This window comes from Dactylosporangium sp. CA-139114 (assembly GCF_050955725.1).
In the GTDB taxonomy this organism is placed as follows: domain Bacteria; phylum Actinomycetota; class Actinomycetes; order Mycobacteriales; family Micromonosporaceae; genus Dactylosporangium.
On sequence record NZ_CP192080.1, the window covers coordinates 5,638,660 to 5,657,341 of the forward strand.

General features: G+C 71.5%; 17 protein-coding genes. 4 read left to right on the forward strand and 13 right to left on the reverse strand.

The genetic code is table 11. The annotated features are described in order from the left end of the window. Positions 1-7 precede the first annotated feature (7 nt). Positions 8-1,003: an ABC transporter substrate-binding protein gene (locus ACQP2P_RS24720; protein WP_433604466.1), complete on the reverse strand. Its 996-nt coding sequence runs from the start codon at positions 1,001-1,003 to the stop codon at positions 8-10. A gap of 306 nt (positions 1,004-1,309) precedes the next feature. On the opposite strand from ACQP2P_RS24720, the gene ACQP2P_RS24725 reads away from it, so the two are divergent. Then, positions 1,310-2,317: a LacI family DNA-binding transcriptional regulator gene (locus ACQP2P_RS24725; RefSeq protein ID WP_433619247.1), complete on the forward strand. Its 1,008-nt coding sequence runs from the start codon at positions 1,310-1,312 to the stop codon at positions 2,315-2,317. 158 nt (positions 2,318-2,475) lie between these two features. Here the strand turns inward: ACQP2P_RS24725 and ACQP2P_RS24730 are convergent, their stop codons facing one another. From ACQP2P_RS24730 to ACQP2P_RS24775, 10 genes are all read right to left on the reverse strand, one after another. Next, a complete protein-coding gene (locus ACQP2P_RS24730) occupies positions 2,476-3,516 on the reverse strand; it encodes a LacI family DNA-binding transcriptional regulator (protein ID WP_433604468.1) in 1,041 nt (346 codons plus the stop codon). Positions 3,517-3,758: 242 nt separating this feature from the next. After that, on the reverse strand, positions 3,759-4,349 hold the full coding sequence (locus ACQP2P_RS24735) for an HIT family protein (RefSeq protein ID WP_433604470.1): 591 nt from the start codon (positions 4,347-4,349) through the stop codon (positions 3,759-3,761). A gap of 8 nt (positions 4,350-4,357) precedes the next feature. Next, complete coding sequence (locus ACQP2P_RS24740; protein WP_433604472.1) at positions 4,358-5,302, reverse strand: formylglycine-generating enzyme family protein; 945 nt, start codon at positions 5,300-5,302, stop codon at positions 4,358-4,360. A gap of 2 nt (positions 5,303-5,304) precedes the next feature. Next, complete coding sequence (locus ACQP2P_RS24745; protein WP_433604474.1) at positions 5,305-6,702, reverse strand: sulfatase family protein; 1,398 nt, start codon at positions 6,700-6,702, stop codon at positions 5,305-5,307. 1 nt (position 6,703) lies between these two features. After that, on the reverse strand, positions 6,704-8,161 hold the full coding sequence (locus ACQP2P_RS24750) for a sulfatase-like hydrolase/transferase (protein WP_433604476.1): 1,458 nt from the start codon (positions 8,159-8,161) through the stop codon (positions 6,704-6,706). Between the two features lie 26 nt (positions 8,162-8,187). After that, the gene (locus ACQP2P_RS24755) at positions 8,188-9,174 is read right to left on the reverse strand and encodes an aliphatic sulfonate ABC transporter substrate-binding protein (RefSeq protein WP_433604478.1); all 987 of its coding nucleotides are present in this window, start codon (positions 9,172-9,174) and stop codon (positions 8,188-8,190) included. Continuing rightward, positions 9,171-9,944, reverse strand: coding sequence for an ABC transporter ATP-binding protein (locus tag ACQP2P_RS24760; RefSeq protein WP_433604481.1), 774 nt, complete (start codon positions 9,942-9,944; stop codon positions 9,171-9,173). Before ACQP2P_RS24760 ends, ACQP2P_RS24755 begins: the two co-directional genes overlap by 4 nt. Next, complete coding sequence (locus tag ACQP2P_RS24765; protein ID WP_433604483.1) at positions 9,941-10,702, reverse strand: ABC transporter permease; 762 nt, start codon at positions 10,700-10,702, stop codon at positions 9,941-9,943. The genes ACQP2P_RS24760 and ACQP2P_RS24765 overlap by 4 nt, the downstream gene beginning before the upstream one ends. A 31-nt stretch (positions 10,703-10,733) precedes the next feature. Next, complete coding sequence (locus tag ACQP2P_RS24770; RefSeq protein WP_433604485.1) at positions 10,734-11,879, reverse strand: ROK family transcriptional regulator; 1,146 nt, start codon at positions 11,877-11,879, stop codon at positions 10,734-10,736. Positions 11,880-12,032: 153 nt separating this feature from the next. Continuing rightward, entirely contained in the window at positions 12,033-13,193 is a 1,161-nt protein-coding gene (locus ACQP2P_RS24775; protein ID WP_433604487.1) for an LCP family protein, read from the reverse strand. A gap of 426 nt (positions 13,194-13,619) precedes the next feature. Between ACQP2P_RS24775 and ACQP2P_RS24780 the strand changes: the two genes are divergently transcribed. Next, positions 13,620-14,306 (forward strand): FhaA domain-containing protein, encoded by a 687-nt coding sequence (locus tag ACQP2P_RS24780; RefSeq protein WP_433604489.1) that lies wholly within the window; start codon positions 13,620-13,622, stop codon positions 14,304-14,306. A gap of 163 nt (positions 14,307-14,469) precedes the next feature. Here the strand turns inward: ACQP2P_RS24780 and ACQP2P_RS24785 are convergent, their stop codons facing one another. Continuing rightward, positions 14,470-15,759 carry a M20/M25/M40 family metallo-hydrolase gene (locus ACQP2P_RS24785; protein WP_433604491.1) on the reverse strand — a complete coding sequence of 430 codons (1,290 nt, stop codon included), beginning with the start codon at positions 15,757-15,759 and terminating at the stop codon, positions 14,470-14,472. A gap of 609 nt (positions 15,760-16,368) precedes the next feature. Here ACQP2P_RS24785 and ACQP2P_RS24790 point away from each other — a divergent pair. Together ACQP2P_RS24790 and ACQP2P_RS24795 are read left to right on the forward strand one after the other, a co-directional pair. Next, positions 16,369-17,079, forward strand: coding sequence for a hypothetical protein (locus tag ACQP2P_RS24790; RefSeq protein ID WP_433604493.1), 711 nt, complete (start codon positions 16,369-16,371; stop codon positions 17,077-17,079). A gap of 72 nt (positions 17,080-17,151) precedes the next feature. Continuing rightward, positions 17,152-17,736: a TetR/AcrR family transcriptional regulator gene (locus ACQP2P_RS24795; protein ID WP_433604495.1), complete on the forward strand. Its 585-nt coding sequence runs from the start codon at positions 17,152-17,154 to the stop codon at positions 17,734-17,736. A gap of 12 nt (positions 17,737-17,748) precedes the next feature. Here the strand turns inward: ACQP2P_RS24795 and ACQP2P_RS24800 are convergent, their stop codons facing one another. Further along, complete coding sequence (locus tag ACQP2P_RS24800) at positions 17,749-18,555, reverse strand: SAM-dependent methyltransferase (RefSeq protein WP_433604497.1); 807 nt, start codon at positions 18,553-18,555, stop codon at positions 17,749-17,751. Positions 18,556-18,682 lie beyond the last annotated feature (127 nt).

Here is an 18,682-nt window from a genome sequence, read left to right on the forward strand (position 1 = left end):
TCTTCGGTCAGTACTTGCGGTCGGGGAGGGCGGCCTTGGCCTGCTCCGGCGTGAACTCGGTCTCCACCGTGAGGATGCGCGGCTCGACGGTCTCGCCCTTGACGACCTTCTTGGCGAGGTCCATCAGCTGAGGGCCGAGCAGCGGGGAGCACTCGACGATGTGGTTGATCTTCCCGGCGGCCAGGGCGGTCATGCCGTCCTTCACCGCGTCGACCGAGATGATCTTGATGTCGGTGCCGGGCTTCTTGCCGGCCGCCTCGATCGCCTCGATGGCGCCCAGGGCCATGTCGTCGTTGTGGGCGTACAGCACGTCGATCTTCGGGTTGGCCTTGAGGAACGCCTCCATGACCTCCTTGCCCTTGGCCCGCGTGAAGTCACCGGTCTGCGACGCGATGATCTTCATGTTCGGGGCCGCCTTGATCGCGTCGGCGAAGCCCGCCTTGCGGTCGTTGGCCGGGGCCGAGCCCGTCGTGCCCTGCAGCTCGACGATGTTCACCGGGTCGGTCTTGCCCTGGTACTCCTTGACCAGCCAGTCGCCGGCCTTCTTGCCCTCGACGACGAAGTCCGAGCCGAGGAAGGTCTTGTAGAGCGAGGTGTCCTTGGAGTCCACCGCGCGGTCGGTCAGGATGACCGGGATCTTCGCGTCCTTGGCCTCCTTGAGCACCGTGTCCCAGCCGGACTCGACGACCGGCGAGAACGCGATGACGTCGACCTTCTGCGCGATGTAGCTGCGGATGGCCTTGATCTGGTTCTCCTGCTTCTGCTGCGCGTCGGAGAACTTCAGGTCGATGCCGGCGGCCGCGGCGGCTTCCTGGATCGACTTGGTGTTCGCCGTGCGCCACCCGCTCTCGGCGCCGACCTGCGCGAAGCCCATCACGATCTTCTTGTCGCCCTTGGGCGCGGTGCCGCTGCCGGCATCGTCGCTCTTCTCCCCGCCGCACGCACCGAGCGCGCCGAGCAGGAGCACACCACCGACCACGGCGGCGGACCATCTCTTCAGCACTGCGTCTGTCCCTTCGGAGATAGCGTGAACGTTCACATCTACAGGCAGATGGCCACACGCCAGGGGTGTTTGGCGGTGACCTGAGGCCGCGTGCGGCCCTATTGCATTGGCCGTCGCGGTTGTATTTCGAGAGTGTTAGCGTTCTCATCCCGGGCGTCAAGTAGCGGCGGCCGAGATGTTGCCGGAAGGAGACACTCCGTGGCTGCAGCTGTCATCGGGCCGGACCGTGGCCGGCCCGGCCCCGTCGCGCACTCTCACCTGGGGCCGGACGTGGACGCGGTCGAGCCGCCGTTGCGCAGGGTCGGCATGCGTGACGTGGCCCGGCTGGCGGGCGTGTCGCATCAGACCGTGTCGCGGGTGCTGAACGACCTGCCGAACGTGAGCGCGGCGACGCGGCAGCGGGTGCTGGACGCCGTGCGGGTGCTCAACTACCGCCGCAACCTGGCCGCGCGCACGCTGGTCACGTCCCGCTCGCGCACGATCGGCCTGATCGGCTTCGAGACCACGCTGGCCGGCCCGGCGTCGATGATCTACGGCATCGAGAAGGCCGCGCGCGAGGCCGGGTACTACGTGAGCATCGCGACCGTGCGCTCGCTGGAGCGCCATGCGGTGCTCGACGCGGTCGAGCAGCTGTGCGCGCAGGCGGTGGAGGGCATCATCGCGATCGCGCCGAAGAACTCGGTCGCCGACGCGTTGACGCAGGTGCCGGCGGGGACGCCGGCGGTGGGGGTGGGCGGCGCGGACGACGGGTTCGTGCCGATGCTGCGCGTGGACAACGTGCGCGGCGCGTGCCTGGCGACGAGCCATCTGCTCGAGCTCGGGCACGAGACCGTGCACCACGTGCCGGGGCCGGCGGACTGGCCCGAGGCGCGGGACCGTATCGACGGGTGGCGGCAGACCCTGCACGCGGCGGGGGCGCCGGTGCCGCCGATCGAGCCGGGCGACTGGAGCGCGCGGTCGGGGTATCTGCGGGGGCAGCGCCTGGCCGCGGACGCCCGGGTGACCGCGGTGTTCTGCGGCAACGATCACATCGCGCTGGGGGTGCTGCGGGCGTTCCACGAGGCCGGGCGGTCCGTGCCGGCCCGGGTGAGCGTGGTCGGCTTCGACGACACGCCCGAGTCGGGGTTCTTCCTGCCGCCGCTGACCACGATCCACCAGGACTTCGCGGAGCTGGGCCGGCGCAGCGTCGAGCTGCTCGTGGCGCAGCTGGCCGGGGCGGCGGTCGCGAACCCCGGGCCCGTGTACCTTTCACCGCATCTCGTGGTGCGGGCCTCGGCCAACGCGGCGCCGCGAGACCAACGCGCGCCGCTATGAGACCAACGCGACGCCATGAGACCGACGCGCCGCCGAACGAGCAGTGCGGCGCCGTGAGACGATGGCGCAACCGCGGCTCCGGTGGCGTTCCGCTTGATTCACCGTACACCATGCGACCTAACCGATCTCGGTCCGAGTCACGGTGTGCGAGTGTCCGGTTACCGTCCGGCTCGCGGTGGCGCGGTGCTGGCCCGGACGATCAGGGTCGGCGCCACCCTCGGGTCCGGGGACGGGCGGTCCGGGCCCTCCGGCAGGTCGGCCTCGATCACGCGCAGCAGCGCGGCGATGCAGCGCCGGCCGACCTCGTCGAAGTCCTGGCGGATCGTGGTCAGCGGCGGGGAGAGGAACTCGGCCTCGGGGATGTCGTCGAAGCCCACGATGCTTACGTCGTCGGGGACGCGGATCCCGCGCTCGTGGAACGCCCGCATCAGGCCCAGCGCCATCTGGTCGTTGCCGGCGAAGACCGCGGTCACGTCGTCGCGGGACGCGAGCTCCAGGCCCGCGGTGTATCCGGACCGCGCGCTCCAGTCGCCGGTCATCAGGGGCGGCGCCGCCAGGCCCGCCTCCTCGAGGGTCGTGCGCCAGCCCTCGATGCGGCCGTGGGTCTCGAGCCAGTCCCGCGGGCCGGACAGGTGCCAGACCTTCTCGTGGCCGAGCTCGAGCAGGTGCCGCACGGCCATCCGGGCCCCGGTCACCTGGTCCACGGAGATCGCCGGCACCCCGCCGCCGACCGCGGACTCCACGGCGACGGCGGCCATGCCCAGCGGCATGTTGTGCAGGGCGGCGGCCGCGGCGGTCTGCGGCGCGATGACCACGACCCCGGCCACCGACTGGTCGGCGAGCGCGTTGAGCGCGGACACCATGCCGGCGTGGTCGACGCGTTCGAGGGTCACGATGCTGACGCCGTATCCGGCGGTCCGGGCGGCGTGCTCGATGCCGAGCAGGGTCGAGGCGGGGCCGTAGAGGATGGTGTCGAACGAGACGACACCGACGACCCGGGAGCGGCGCCCGGCTAGGCCGCGAGCCATCGCGTTCGGGCGGTAGTTGAGCTGCCGCACGGCCTCGAGCACCCGTTCCCGGGTGGCCGGACTGACGCTCGGATGGTCGTTGAGGACGCGGGACACCGTCTGATGTGAGACGCCCGCGAGCCGCGCCACGTCGTTCATCACGGCGGCCCGGTTGTGGCTGGTTGCGCGCATGTCCCTCCCCCCGATGTTGATGTTAGCGCTGCCACGATATGCCTGTGTGACACCCTCGGCGTGGCGCCGGTCACGGGTTTGCCCGTTCGGTTGATGCGGCCCCGCGCCTTTGCACACCACCCACCGGAACGGCACGAAAACCAACACGGGGCCGGTAACGCTCCCAGCACCGAAAAAGCGTTCGCCGGGGAAGGTTGCAGGCACCGAGCGGGCGCCCGTCGACGTCGTCGGGCCCCACGTCCTCAGTGGACCGTGCCGCCACCCTCGGCCAGGTGCGTCGCGAGCTCGCGCAGGACCGTGCGCCACTGCTCCACCGGCTGCTTGGGCAGCACGTCGTCCCACATCACCAGGCAGGAGCCGCGCAGCTGGGTGAGGCCCTCGGGACGGGCGATGAACCACCAGTGCAGGTGCCGGGCCCCGTCGCCGACCTTCTCGATGTGCACGCGGGCGACGCCGCCGAGGGCGTGGATGGCCCGCTCGATGCGCTGCTGGAGCGGGACGAGCTCGGCGGCGAGGCCGGCGGGCAGCTCGACGAAGTCGTAGTGCTCGCGCGGGCAGAGCAGGACCACGACCGGGACGGCGCTGGGCTCGGCGGTGTGCCGCAGCACCCAGTGCTCGTCCGACCAGATCGTCTGGGCCAGCGGATCCTTGCAGATGAAGCAGGTTTCGGGGCCGTCCTCGCCGTCGCGGGGCGGCTCGGGCACGACCGGCGGGTCGAGGGTCTTGACCCGCAGCTCCCCCTCGAACGGGAAGATCTCCCAGCCGGGCATGCCGCCGTCGAACGGCACGGGCGGTTCACCGATGGGCAGGTGCGTGAGGAATCGATCGGCCATGCCCGAGATCATGCCACCGTGCGGAACCCCGCGTTGCCCATGGACGAGTCGGGGGTGTTCGAGGAGCGGGCGGCGTTGCGGTACCGGTTGCAGTAGGAGTCGTGGCACAGGTAGGAGCCGCCGCGCAGCACCCGGGCCGTGCCCTGCTCGGGTCCCCGCGGGTCGTGGCGCGGGGAGCGGGCGTAGTAGCCGGGATCGAACCAGTCGGCGCACCATTCCCACACGTTGCCGACCGGCTGCCACAGCCCGTAGGCGTTCGGGGTGTAGGTGCGCACCGGGGACGTGGCCGCGAACCCGTCCTCGGCGGTGTTCACCGCCGGGAACGTGCCCTGCCAGATGTTGCACCGGCCCGCGTCGGCGGTGTCGCCCCACGGGTAGCGCAGCCCCTCCAGGCCGCCGCGGGCCGCGCACTCCCACTCGGCCTCGCTCGGCAGCCGGCGCCCGGTCCACGCGCAGTAGGCCCGGGCGTCGTTCCACGACACGTGCACGACCGGGTGGTCCTCGGCACCCTCCACAGTGGACCGCGGGCCGAACGGGTGCGCCCAGTCGGCCCCGCGCACGCCCAGCCACCACGGCGTCTGCGGCGGCCGGCCCAGGACGTCGTCCTCGCCGGCCGCGACGAACAGGTGGAACACGGCCGAGTAGCCGAACGTCTCGGCCTCGGTGCGGTAGCCGGTCGCGGCCACGAACCGCGCGAAGTCGGCCACGGTCACGGCGGTCGCGTCGATGCTGAACGCGTCCAGCTCCACCGGGTGCACCGGGGTCTCGCCGTCGGGCCGCACGCCGTCGCCGTGCGCGTCGCCCATCGCGAACGTCTGCGCGGGCACCGGCACCTGCTCGATCCCGTGCACACCAACGCCGTGCACACCGCCGCCTGGCGCACCGCCGCCGGGCACCGCGTCCGGCAGCGACCCGCGGGCGGGGCCGGGCGGCTGGCAGCACGACGACGACATCGTCACACCCCCGCCGGGCGCGGCTGGCTCGGGTGCGGGGCGTCGCCGAGGCGGGCCTGCTCGCGCCACATGGCCGCGGTCAGCTCCTCGCGCACGGCCCGGTAGGCGGGGTCGTGGTACACGTTGTTCGTCTCCGAAGGGTCGGCGACGAGGTCGTACAGCTCCCACTCCGGCGGATAGGTGAACGCCCCGGTGCCGGGCAGCCCGAGCCCGTCGTTGTAGAAGTAGATGAGCTTGTGCGTGGCGGTGCGGTAGCCGTAGTGCGCGGGGGCCTTGTGGAACACGTCGTCGTGCTCCCAGTAGCGGTAGTACATCCCGCTCGCCGGGGGCGCCGCGGGGCTGCCGAGCAGGTCCGGCCAGAAGCTGCGGCCCTGCATCCGCGGGTGGTGCCCGACGCCGGCCGCGTCCAGGATCGTCTGCGCCCAGTCCACGTTGGTCACGATGTCGCCGAAGACCCCGCCGGCGGCCAACCGGCGCGGGTAGGACAGCACCAGCGGCATCCGCAGGGACTCCTCGTACATGAACCGCTTGTCGAACCAGCCGTGCTCACCCAGGAAGAAGCCCTGGTCGGAGGCGTACATGAGCAGCGTGTCGGCGAACCGCCCGCGCTCGCGCAGCCAGTCGACGACCCGTCCGACGTTGGCGTCCACGGACGCGACGCAGGCGAGATAGTCCGCCATGAAGCGTTGGTACTTCCACAGCGCCTCGTCCTCGTAGGACAGCCCGGGCGGCGGGTCGGCCTTGAGGTCCTCGCGGCTGAGGTGCTCGGCGATGCGCATCGCGGCCCGCCGCGCCGACGACGAGCGCGTGGCGTAGTCGTCGAAGAAGGTCGCCGGCACGGCCACCGGTTCCGCGGCGACCGCGCCCGGCGGCTCCCACGGGCGGTGCGGCGCCTTGTGGTAGATGAGCACGCACACGGGCCCGTCCACCGTGGACATCCAGTCCAGCGCCAGGTCGGTGACGATGTCGGTGGCGTAGCCCTCGACGGTGCGCAGCCCGTCGCGGGACAGCAGCCGCGGGTTGTGGTACTCCCCCTGCTCGATGAACACGTCCCAGTAGTCGAAGTGCTCGGGGTCGTGGCCCGGCCCGTCGCCCATGTGCCACTTGCCGACCATCGCCGTGCGGTAACCCGCCTCCTTGAGCAGCCGCACGAACGTCGGCTGGCTCGCGTCGATCGGGGTCACGAGCGTGGTGACGCCGTTGACGTGGCTGTAGGTGCCGGTGAGGATCGACGCCCGGCTCGGCGAGCACAGCGCGTTGGTGGCGAAGCAGTGCTCGAAGCGCCAGCCGAGCCGGGCGATCTCGTCGATGCGCGGCGTGGTGTTGACGACCGAGCCGTACGCGGAGATCGCGTGCGCGGCGTGGTCGTCGGTGAGGATCATGACGATGTCGGGCCGCACGTCAGGTCCCGGCGTAGGTGGACTCGTCCAGCCCGCTCAGCGTCGGGTCGTAGGTCAGGTCGCCGACGTCGTACATCGAGGCCATCCAGTGGTGGAAGTTGTCGCCGCGGGCGCGCAGCAGCGAGTACAGCCGCCGCAGCAGGGCCGAGCGCAGCGCCGCGTGCTCGGGCAGCTCGTAGACGTTGAGCAGCTCGTCCCGGTCCAGCTGCAGGTCGTAGAGCTCGTTGGTCGAGTCCGGGTTCACGATCAGCTTGTAGCGGTCGGTGCGCAGCATGCGCTGCGGGTAGGGGAAGTGGTGCCCGTGGAACTCGGCGACCACGTCGGGCTGCCAGTCCGGCTCCTCGCCGCGCACCAGCGGCAGCAGGGAGCGGGAGTCGACCGGCTCCTCGGCGGGGATGCCGGCCAGCTCCATGATGGTCGCGGTGCAGTCGGTGAGGCTGACGAACTCGCGGCGGACCTGGCCGGCCGGGGCACCCGGGACCCGGATGAGTCCCGGGGTGCGGTAGATGTCCTCGTACATCGCCGGGCCCTTGTCGTGCAGGCGGTGGGCGCCGGTGAACTCGCCGTGGTCGCAGGTGAAGAACACCGAGGTGTCGTCGGTGAGCCCGAGCTCGGCCAGGGCCGCGAGGACCCGGCCGAGCTGTTCGTCGATGAGCGTGACATAGCCCCAGTAGACGGCGATGAGCTTGCGGGTCACCTCGATCGGCATGGTGTCGAACGTCCAGTGGGCGCTGTAGTTGCGCTGCACCGGCGGCTTGCCGTGGAACGTCTCGGCGACCGAGCGCGGCAGCTCCACAGTGGACGGGTCGACCAGGTCGAAGTAGGCGTCGGGCACGATGTAGGGCAGGTGCGGCCCGAAGAAGTGCAGCGCGAGGAAGAACGGGGCGCCCTGCTCGGCGTACGACCGCAGCATCTCGATCGTCCGCGTGGCCAGATAGTGCTCGAAGGTGGCCTCGACCGGCTGGTGCAGCCGCGCGGCGAGCAGGTTCCCCGGCTGGCCGTTGGGCAGGGTGCCGCGGATGCGGTCGCTGATCTCGTACGGCGGCAGCCCCCGCTCGGCGAGGTAGGCGAGGTAGTCCGGGTGGTCGACGGGGTTGTGCCAGCCCGGGAGGTGCACGCCGTCCAGGCCGTAGTCCGCGGGGGTCTTCGCGGTGCCGGCGTGCCACTTGCCGACGAGCCCGCAGTTGTACCCGCGCGAGCGCAGCGCCTGCGGGAACGTCCACGTGCCGTCGGGCAGGTCCTCGCTGTAGCCGACGTTGCGCTCCTGGTTGGCCAGCAGCTTGTGGCGGAACGGGGCCTGGCCGGTGAGCAGGCTCGCCCGCGCCGGGGTGCAGATGGCGGTCGGGGTGTACCACCGGTCGAACCGGGTTCCCGTCCGGGCGAGCTCGTCCAGCACCGGGGTCCGCGCGAGCGGGTTGCCGTAGGCGCCGAGCGTGTCCACCCGGTGCTGGTCGGTCATGAGGAACAGGATGTTGCGGGGGGAGCTCACTTCGCGGCCGTCCACTGCTCGCCCAGGTAGTACGTCTTCGGGTCGACCTTCTCCTTGAGCTTGCCGGCGCTGACGAAGAAGTCGCCCATCCCGGTGAGCCACTTCGCGACGGTGCCGTCGGCGGTCTGCTGGTCCAGCTCCTGGGTGCTCATCGCCTTGCTCAGCGCCGCGTCGGCCTTGACCGCGTCGGCGGGCTGCTTGGTCAGCTCCGCGACGGCCGCGACGGCCTCGTCCGGGTGCTGCACCCGGTAGTCGCTGGCCTCGCGCAGCACCTGGGTCACCTTCTTGACGACGTCGGGCTTGTCGGAGACGGCCTTGTTCCCGGCGATGTAGGCGTTGGGGAACTGCACCTTGTCCTTGAACGTGTCGTCGTCGGCCAGCTCGACCAGGTTCGGCACGGTCTTCTTGATGGCGGCGATCGCCGGGTACCAGAAGCCGGCCCCGTCGATCTGCTTGGAGGCGAAGGCGGAGGTGAGGGTGGCCGCGTCCATCGGGGTGCGCTGGACGTCCTTGTTCGTCAGGCCCGCGGCCTGCAGGGCGAGGGTGAGGATCATGTCGCCGGAGGTGCCCTCGGGCACGCCGACCTTCTTGCCGCGCAGCTGCTCGATGGAGGTGATGCCGGGCTGGGCGATGACCCGGTCGGCGCCGCCGAGGGTGTTGATCGCGATGATCTTCGCCTGGCCGGACGCCGGGAGCCAGAAGGCGCCCGGGCCGATGTACCCGAAGTCGAGGTCCCCGGTCTGCATCGCCTGGATCTGCACCGGGCCGGTGGTGAAGACCTTCAGCGTGGCGTCGAGGCCGTGCTGCTGCCAGAGCTTGAGCTTGTTGGCGATGGCGGGCAGGCTGCTGCCGTTGTAGTCGCCGATGTACCCGAAGGTGATCTTGGCGGTGCCACTGGTGCTCGAATCGTCGTTGCCACAGCCGGCCAAGGTGGCCACGGCGCTGCCGGCGAGCAGGCCCAGGAGTGCGCGGCGGGAGGTCATGCGGGGGTTCCTTCCTGATGGTGTACCGCGCTCCACACGCGGTTGCGCAACGCGGCGAACTGCGCACCGAGGCGGACGTCCTCGGTGCGCGGATAGGGCAGGTCCACGTCGACGATCTCGACGATCCGGCCCGGGTTGGCGGCCATGACCACGACGCGGTTGGCGAGGAACACGGCCTCGTCGACGTCGTGGGTGATGAACATGACGGTGCGCTGGTCCTGGCTCCACGTCTGCAGCAGCTGCTCCTGCAGCCGGACCCGGGTGAGGGAGTCCAGCGCGCCGAACGGCTCGTCCATGAGCAGGATCTGCGGGTCGACGGCGTAGGCGCGGGCGATGGCGCAGCGCTGCTTCATGCCGCCCGAGAGCGTCTTGGGCAGCGCGTCGGCGAACCGGCTGAGCCCGACGAGCTCGATGAAGTGCTCGGCCCGGGCCCGCCGCTGCGCCTTCGGCACGCCCGCGGTGCGCAGCCCGAACTCGACGTTCTTGCGCACGGTGAGCCACGGGAAGAGCGCGAACTGCTGGAAGATGACGCCGCGGTCGGGCCCGGGGCCGGTGACCACGTCGCCACCGACCCGCGCCTCGCCGCTGGTGGGCTGCTCCAGCCCGGCGACGATGTTGAGCAGCGTGCTCTTGCCGCAGCCGGACGGCCCGACGATCGCGACGAACTCACTGGCGCCGATGTCCAGCGAGACGTCGTCGAGCGCGGTGAACCGGCCGTCCTTGTGCGGGAAGGTCTTGGCGACCCCGCGGATCGCGATGTCCTTGCTCATCGGCGCTCCTGCCAGGACGTGGCCCGCCGCTCCACCAGCAGCAGCACCCGGTCCATGAGCAGGCCGAGGATGCCGATGCAGATGAGCGCGGCGAAGATGGTGGGCCGGTCGACGTAGATCTGGGCGTTCTGCATCCGGTATCCGAGGCCCTCCTGCGCGGCGACCAGCTCGGCGGCGACGAGGGTGCCCCACGCCGAGCCGAGCCCGACGCGCATGCCGACGAGGATGTACGGCATGGACGCCGGCACGACCACCCGGGCGAAGATGGTCCGGGTCGGCGCGCCCAGCACCCGGGCCGCGTTGAGCAGGGTCCGGTCCACGTCGACGACGCCCTGGAAGGTCGCGATGACACAGGACAGGAACGCGGCCACGTAGATGACGAAGATCTTCGGCTCCTCGCCGATGCCCAGCAGCACCACGACGAGCGGGATCAGCGCCAGCGGCGGTACCGTGCGGAAGAACTGCACCCACGGCTCGAACACGGCTCGGGCGACGGCGTACCACCCCATGAGGAAGCCGACCGGGATCGCCACCGCGCAGCCGAGCGCGAAGCCGATCAGCACGCGCTGGAGGCTGGCGAGGATGTCGGCCTCGAGGGTGCCGTCGGCGAAGAGCTCGCCCATGCGCCGGGCGACCTCGACCGGGGTCGGCACGTTCTGCGCCGTCACCGACCAGATCCACCACACGCCGAGGCCGGCCAGGGCCGAGGCCACGTTCAACGCGAGCAGCGTGGGTTTTCGTGTTTTGGGCACGCTCATCTGACTCCTTGCGGCGGGGGTGGTCGACGCCTCAGTGGACGGGCTCGGGGTAGCCGTCCAGGAGCGGCGACTGGCGGAACAGGGCGGCGATGGCGCCGAGTGCGCCGTCGTCGTCGCCGAGGCGGGCGGCCCGGACCGCGGGCCGGGCGCCGCCGACGGGACACAGCTCGCCGGCGAGGATCTCCTCGACGCGGCGGACGAACGCGGGCGCGCTCTGCGGCAGGCGGCCGCCGATGACGACCTGCGCCGGGTCGAGCACGAGCGCGGCGATGGCCACGACCCGCCCGACCGCGGCGGCGGCCTCGTCGAGCACGGCGGCCGCGACCGTGTCGCCGCGGCCGAGGGCCGCCTCGAACTCGTCGATGGTGGCCACCGGGACGCCGCGGCGGGTGCAGCTGCGCAGGACCGCCGGGATGGACGCGACCGTCTCCAGGCAGCCCCGCTTGCCGCACCGGCAGGGGTCGCCGCCGGGCTGCGCGGTGACGTGGCCGAACTCGCCGGCCACCCCGTCCGCGCCGGCGACGAGCCGCCCGCCGACGACGAGGCCGCCGCCGATGCCGTCGGAGAGGCGGACGTACAGCACGTCGTGCACGTCGGGCCCGTCGGTCATGGCCTCGGCCAGCCCCGCGAAGCGCGTGTTGTTGTCGACGACCACGGGCGCGGCGAACCGCTCCCCGAACGGCTGCGCGAGCTCGGGCGCGGCGGCCCGGGGGCCGGCCACCCCGACGCCGACGCCCTGCAGCGCCCGGAAGCTCACCCCGGTGCGGGCCGCGACCCGGTCGATGAGCGCGAACGCGGCGGCGAGGCGCTCCTGCCAGCCCGACTCGGCCGGGTAGGCGGCGTGCCCGGCCGCGATGATGTCGTGCGCGGCGTCGGCGACGGCGATGCGGACCCGGGTGTGGCCGAGGTCCACGCCGAGGAACTGCCCCGAGCTCGGGTCGAGGGTGAGCAGCTCCGCCGGGCGGCCGGAGCCGGCCCGCTTGGCCGCGTCGGTGTCGACGACGACCACGGCCCCGCGGGAGAGCAGGTCGCCGGTGATCTCCGACAGCGTGGTGCGCGACAGGCCGACCTTGGTGGCGATCTGGCCGCGGCTCAGGGCACCGTGCTCACGCAGCACGCGCAGGACGCGGGCCTCGTGCGCGCGCCTGACCAGCGCATGGACTCCCTGAACGGACACGGAAGACACGGTAGGCGTCGGCGAATTTTTCCGTCAACAGTCCGACAGAATTATTCTCTGCTAATGAGATAGGTATTACCGGATTTGAGCCCCGTCCGCAAACACGGCGGCGGCCCCGCATCCCTGGCCGGGAGCGGGGCCGCCCTGGTGTGGCTACTTGTTCGAGGGCGCCGCGGCGGGGGTGGCCGCGTCGTTGGCGACCATCTCCGGATGGGCCGCGACGAACGGGCCGACGCTGTCGCTGCCGTAGGCCTTGAGCAGGTCCATCGCCGTCTGGTCGAGGACCTCGAAGGACTGCCCGTTGATGATCTCGGTCTTGAACTGCCCGTTGTTCGTGCGCAGGGTCATCATGCCGTCGGGGTTGATGCCCTTGAGCGTGAAGATCCAGTCGGCGAGCGAGACGTCGTTGTTGTAGAACGACACCGCCTTGCCGACCGAGTTCAGCACCTCGTTGACCTTGATCGGGTTGGCCAGCACGCCGGCGCTCATCGCCTTCTTCACCATGGCCTTGATGAACTGCTGCTGGTGGCGCTGGCGGCCGTAGTCACCGTCGCCGTTGGCGAGCTTGTCGCGCTGGCGCACGTAGTCCAGCGCCTCCCACGCGGCGAAGTCCCGGCAGCCGACCTCGTAGATCATCGGGCGCATGTTCGGCTTCAGGCTCGTCGGGATGCCGTCGGCGTTGAAGTTGTACGGCACGCCCTCGGCCCCGGTCTTGGTGTTCCACCCGGTGTGGATCGACGTGGTCTTCTCATCGACGCACATGTAGACGCCGTCCAGGGCCTTCACCAGCCCCGAGAACCCGTCGAAGTTCACGATCGCGGCGCCGTTGAACTTCAGTCCCCCGCCGGCCATCGCGCTCACCGTCTCGGCCAGCAGCGCCAGCCCGCCGTCGCGCCCGCCGCCGTTCTGGTAGCCGAACTGGAACGCGGCATTGATCTTGTCGGTGCCGCCGTTGTACTTGGTCTTCTTGTTCGCCGGGATCGCCGCCTTGGTGTCCCGGGGAATCGACATCAGATAGACCGCGTCGTGCGAGGCCGGCACGTGGGCGACGATGATCGAGTCGGCCCGCGCGCCCATCGCCTCCTGGTTCACCCGCTCGTCGATGCCGACGAGGAGCAGGTTGATCGGCCCGTCGATGGTCGCGCCCGAGGCCGCTTCACCGAGGCCGCCCTCGTGGGTGATCTGGTCGCTGTAGTGATTGAGCAACAGATTGCCACCGACGAGGGAACCTCCGCTGAGCAGCAGCAGGACTGCCCCTCCGACCAGGGACAACCGCGCCCACAACGGGTCCTTCTTCCCACGCTTCTTCGCCATACCACTCCCCGGCACCAGGTGTCCCTCGGCGGGTCACAATATCCCCCCGAAGTGTGCGACCGTGTTTCGTCCCTGAAGACGGATTCAGGACAGCGGTTGGTTGCAGTTTCAGCCGTTTCTCAGAATTCCGGCCGCTCCGCCGGCCCCGGGTCCGCGGCGTGCGCCCGGTCTTCGCGACCAGTGCCCTTCGCGCTACCGCCGCTGCCCCGCGTCGTGGCGGTTCGACCAGGCTCGTATCGACGCCTGGTGTCACCGTGCGCGGCACCATCTCGCCCGGCGGCGCGCTGCCATGAGTCGCCGGGGCCGGTGCTGGCCAGCCATCGCGCAGGTCCGCGCAATGATCTCCGTCACGGGTCCGGGGCACGTCGTCCTCGCGGCTGCGTCGATACCACCGGCGTGATACACAGTTGCTGCCGGTCACGTTGAATGGGGGACGAGTTGGGCGCGCTGCAGCGGTTCGAGAAGCGGCTGGAAGGCATGGTGGAAGGCACCTTCGCCAAGGTCTTCAAGGGCGTCGTGCACCCGGTCGAGATCCTCAACGCGATGCAGGGCGAGGCCAACACCAACCAGACCCAGATGACGGGCGGGCGGATCCTCGTTCCCAACCGGTACCTCATCGCCCTCGCGCCCGCCGACCACACGCGGCTCGCGCCGTTCGCGGCGGCCCTGGCGCAGGAGCTCGCGCAGTCACAGGCCGAGTACGTCGGGGAGCAGGGCTGGGCCGTCTACGGCGACATCGTGGTCGAGATCACCCGCGGTGACGACCTCGACACCGGCCTGTTCCGCGTGAGCGCGCAGGTCTACACCGGCGGCGAGGTCGCTCCGGGTGAGGGCCACGGCGTACGGCTCGTGACCGAGGACGGCCAGAACTACCCGCTCGCGCAGGGCGCGACGATCATCGGCCGCGGCGAGCAGGCGTCGTTGCGCCTAGCCGACGTGGGCGCTTCGCGGCAGCACGCGCGCGTGGAGTACGACGGCCACCGCGCGGTCTTCACCGACCTCGGCTCGGCCAACGGCTCGATCGTCAACGGCCGCCGCGTGGACACGACGGTCATCCTGCATCCGGGCGACGAGATCGTCATCGGCACGACACGGCTGTCGTTCCGGGTCTGACGCGACGACGGCGGATGCGGCCGAGCGGCCGCGTCCGCCGATTCGCCCGAACGGCGACACACCCACGCGCGATGTCCGTGCGTGAGCCCGACCGGCCGCTTTGGTCAGGGAGCGTGCCCGCCGCTTTGGTCAGGGAGCGTGCCCGCCGCCCCACCGACCTCAGTCAGCAGGTGCGCAGCAGGCGCTCCAGGACGCGTTCGCCGAACTCGAGGCCGTCCAGCGGCACGCGCTCGTCGATGCCGTGGAACAGCGCGGTGAAGTCCAGGTCCGGCGGCAGGCGCAGCGGGGCGAAGCCGAAGTGGCGGATGCCCAGGCGCTGGAAGGACTTGGCGTCGGTGCCGGCCGAGAGCATGTACGGCAGCAGGCGCGCGCCCGGATCCTCGGCCTCGATCGCGGCCGCCATCGCGTCGACGAGCCGGCCGTCGAACGTGGTCTCGACCGGGGGCAGCAGGTCCCAGTCCATCTCCACGTCGGGGCCGAGGACCGCGGCCAGCTCGCGCTCGAACTCGCGCTCGCGGCCGGGCAGCATCCGGCCGTCCACCGTGGCCTCGGCGATCGACGGCACGACGTTGGCCTTGTACCCGGCCTTGAGCATCGTCGTGTTCGCGGTGTCACGCAGCGTGGCACCGATCATGCGTGACAGCGAGCCGAGGCGGGCGATCGCGGACTGCGGGTCGTCGGCGTCGAAGGGTACGCCGGTCAGCTCGCTCACCCCGGAGAGGAACTCCCGCACGGCCGGGTGCAGGACCGTCGGGAACTCGTGCGCCTCGAGGCGGGCCAGGGCCGTGGTCAGCTTCGCCACGGGGTTGTCCGTGTGCAGCATCGAGCCGTGCCCGGGCGTGCCGCGGACCTTGAGCCGCAGCCACATGACGCCCTTCTCCGCGGTCTCGACGAGGTAGGCGCGCACGTCGTCGCGCACGGTGTACGAGAAGCCGCCGACCTCGCTGACCGCCTCGGTGACACCGTCGAAGAGCTCGCGGTGCTGATCGACGAGGAAGCCCGCGCCCTGCCGGCCGCCCGCCTCCTCGTCGGCCACGAACGCGAACACGATGTCACGGGGCGGTACCACGTTGTCACGCTTGAACTTCCGCGCGACCGACAGCGCCATGGCCACCATGTGCTTCATGTCGATCGCGCCGCGTCCCCACAGGTAGCCGTCGCGGATCTCGCCCGCGAAGGGCGGCACGGACCACTCGGACGCGTCGGCCGGGACCACGTCGAGGTGGCCGTGCACGAGCAGCGCGCCGCGCTGCGGGTCGGCACCGGGCAGGCGCACGACGACGTTGCCGCGCTTGGGCGCCGCCTCGAGGTACACCGGCTGGAAACCGGCGTCGGCGAGGCGCTCGGCCACGAACTCCGCCGCGGCCCGCTCGTTCCCGCTGGCTCCATCGTCGCTGGTGTTCGTGGTGTCGTACCGCACCAATGCCCGCGCCAGCTCCACGACCTCACTCATGATCACAACGGTAGTAGCGAATTGTGAATTCACAGTTACCTGCCAGGCGGGTGGGAGTGCGGTGCCAGCTCCGGCGCGCACGGTCGTCAGCACAGGTCCGACTTCTCCGCAGGAGTTAGCGCGATGAGCTCAGCCCACGACGACCAGGCTTCTCCGCCCGCCGCCGGCCCGGCACCCGCTCCCGCCGCCACTGACGCGGCACCAGCTCCCGCCACCGGCCCGGCACCCGCTCCCGCCAGTGGCCCGGCACCCGCTCGCGCCACCACGGGCCCGGCTCCTACTCCCGCCACCACCGGCCCGGCACCCGCTCCCGCCACCACGGGCCCGGCTCCTACTCCCGCCGCTGGCCCGGCGCCTGCTTCCGCCGCCGGCCCGGCACCGGACGGGACCCCGGCGGCACCACAGTCGCCGCTCCTGCCCGCGACGGCCCCGACCTGGTCCGTAGCGGACCCCGCACAGCCCGCTACGACACCTGCTCACCCAGCCCCGGCACAGCCCCCGGCCGCCCCGGCTGAGCCGATTGCCGCCGGTGCGGCGACGCAACCGGCGGCCGGCCAGCCAGCTCCCGCCGCGACTCCCGTCTGGGCCGAGGGGGCACCCTCACAGCCGGTGTCCGGCCCGCCCGGCTTCGTGGCGGCGCCGGCCTGGGCCTCGGGTGCGCCGTTCGGCCCGGCGGCCGCCGGCGTGGGTTCCTCGGCGGCCCCGCAGCGTTCGTCGCGGCTCAAGCTGGGCATCGTGGCCGCCGTCTCCGCCGTCATCGTGATCGGCGGCGGGGTGGCCGTGGCGCAGGCCGCGAGTGACGACAACGCCACGCAGAGCCAGGGACCGGGCGGCCAGGGCTTCCCCGGCGGCGGCGGCCAGGGCCTCCCGGGCGGTCCGGGCAGTCAGAACGGCCAGAACGGCCAGGGTCCGCGGGGCAACCAGGGCGGCATCGGCGCACAGGGCGGCGGGTTCGGCCGTGGCGGGATGACCACGCTCGGTGGTGCGCTGCACGGGGACTTCGTGGTGAGGGGGAGCAACGGACAGTACGTCACCGAGCGCCTCCAGACGGGCACCGTCACGGCGGTGAGTGCCACCTCGATCACGGCAAAGAGCGAGGACGGCTTCTCCTCGACGTTCGTGGTCGGCGAGTCCACGAAGGTCAACAACGGCGCGGCCGCGATTGCCGACGTGAAGACCGGTGCCACCGTCACCGTGGTCGGCACCGTCTCCGGCGGCACTGCCACGGCCACGGAGGTCACCGACGTGAGCCTGTTGCGTCAGGGCAATGGCGGGAACGGTCAGCGCCCGGCGAACCCGCGCCCCACGAAGACCACCTGACACAGACCGCGGGGCCGGCCGGGCGACGCGGCGGCAAACTCGGATGACGCTGTCAACTGTATGCTGGGGCACGTGATCAGCCGCGTGGAGTCCGCTGCCGCCACCCGTCGCGCCCTCCTGGACGCGGCCGCCGAGCTGCTCGACGTCGGCGGCCCCGAGGCGGTCACGCTCCGTGAGGTCGGCGCTCGGGCGGGGGTCTCGCGGGGAGCGCCGTACCGGCACTTCCCGGACAAGGAGAGCCTGCTCGCGGCGATCGCGACCGAGAGCTGGGAGCGCGTCGGCGACCGGTTTCAGGCCCTGCGCGCGGATTCCGGCCTGTCCGCGTCCGAGCGGCTCCGCGGGGCGCTCCTGGCCATGCTCGGCATCGGCCGGCAGCAGCCGCACCTGTACCAACTCATGTTCACCCGGCCATCCAGCAACCCGGAAGCGGTCCTGCGGGCGGCCTCGCGCAGCCAGGACGAGTTCCTGGGGATCGTCGCGGCCATCGTGGGGGAACCGGACGCCCGGCGCTACGGTGCATTGCTGCTCACCAGCGCGCACGGGATCGCGGGGCTGGAGCTCGCCGGGCACCTCACGGCGCAGAAGTGGCAGACCGATGCCGATGAGCTCGTCGACACGCTGGTACGCCTGGTTGCGCAGCCCGGTGCCGAGCGCTGACCGGATGCGGGCCTACTCGGGCTTGCGGCCGACCGCCCCAAGCACCGAGCGCTGCTCGTGCTCCGCCGGCTCCTGCGGGTCGGGGTGCCAGCTCGTGATCGGCACCACTCCCGGCTCGACCAGCTCGAGGCCGGCCAGGATACCCGCCACCTGCTTGGGATCGCGGGTGCGCACCGAGGTGGGCGTGCGGTCGTACAGCTTCGTCACCTCCTCGTGCTCGCGCCCGAGATCGTCGACGGCGGTGAAGTGCGAGACGGCGACGTAGCTGCCGGGGACGAGCGCCGTGGTGAGCTCGCGCACCAGCTTCGGCGGGTCGTCCTCGTCGCTGAGGAAGTGCAGGACCGCGACCAGCAGCACCGCCACCGGGCGGTCGAAGTCGATGAGGGCGCGGACCCGCTCGTGGCCGAGGATGCCCGCCGGGTGGCGCAGGTCGCCGCCGATGGCCGCGGCGTGCGGGTTGCCCGCCAGGATCGCCTGGCCGTGCGAGACGGCGACGTCGTCGACATCGACGTAGACCACCCTGGCGTCGGGATCGATCGCCTGCACGACCTCGTGGACGTTGCCCCGCGTGGGGATGCCGGAGCCGATGTCGAGGAACTGCCGCACGCCCTGCGCCGCGAGCCAGCGCACGACGCGGCCCAGGTATGCCCGGTTCGTGTGCGCGACCTGCAGGATGCCGGGCCAGGCCGAGATGAGCTGCTCGGCGAATTCGCGGTCGACGGCGAAGTTGTGGTAGCCGCCCAAGCCGTAGTCGTACACCCGGGCGGCATTGGGAACCGTCACATCGACGCCCTCGGGCGCCCACTCCGGCAGGCTCACGCGATCAGCGTACCGGCCGTTGCACATGTCACGGTCTTGTGGCGATCGGGAACCCGACTCCGTGACGTGGCACGTGGTGATTACCGTTGGGCGGGTGACCGAGCCATCCTTCACGGCACCCGCCGCG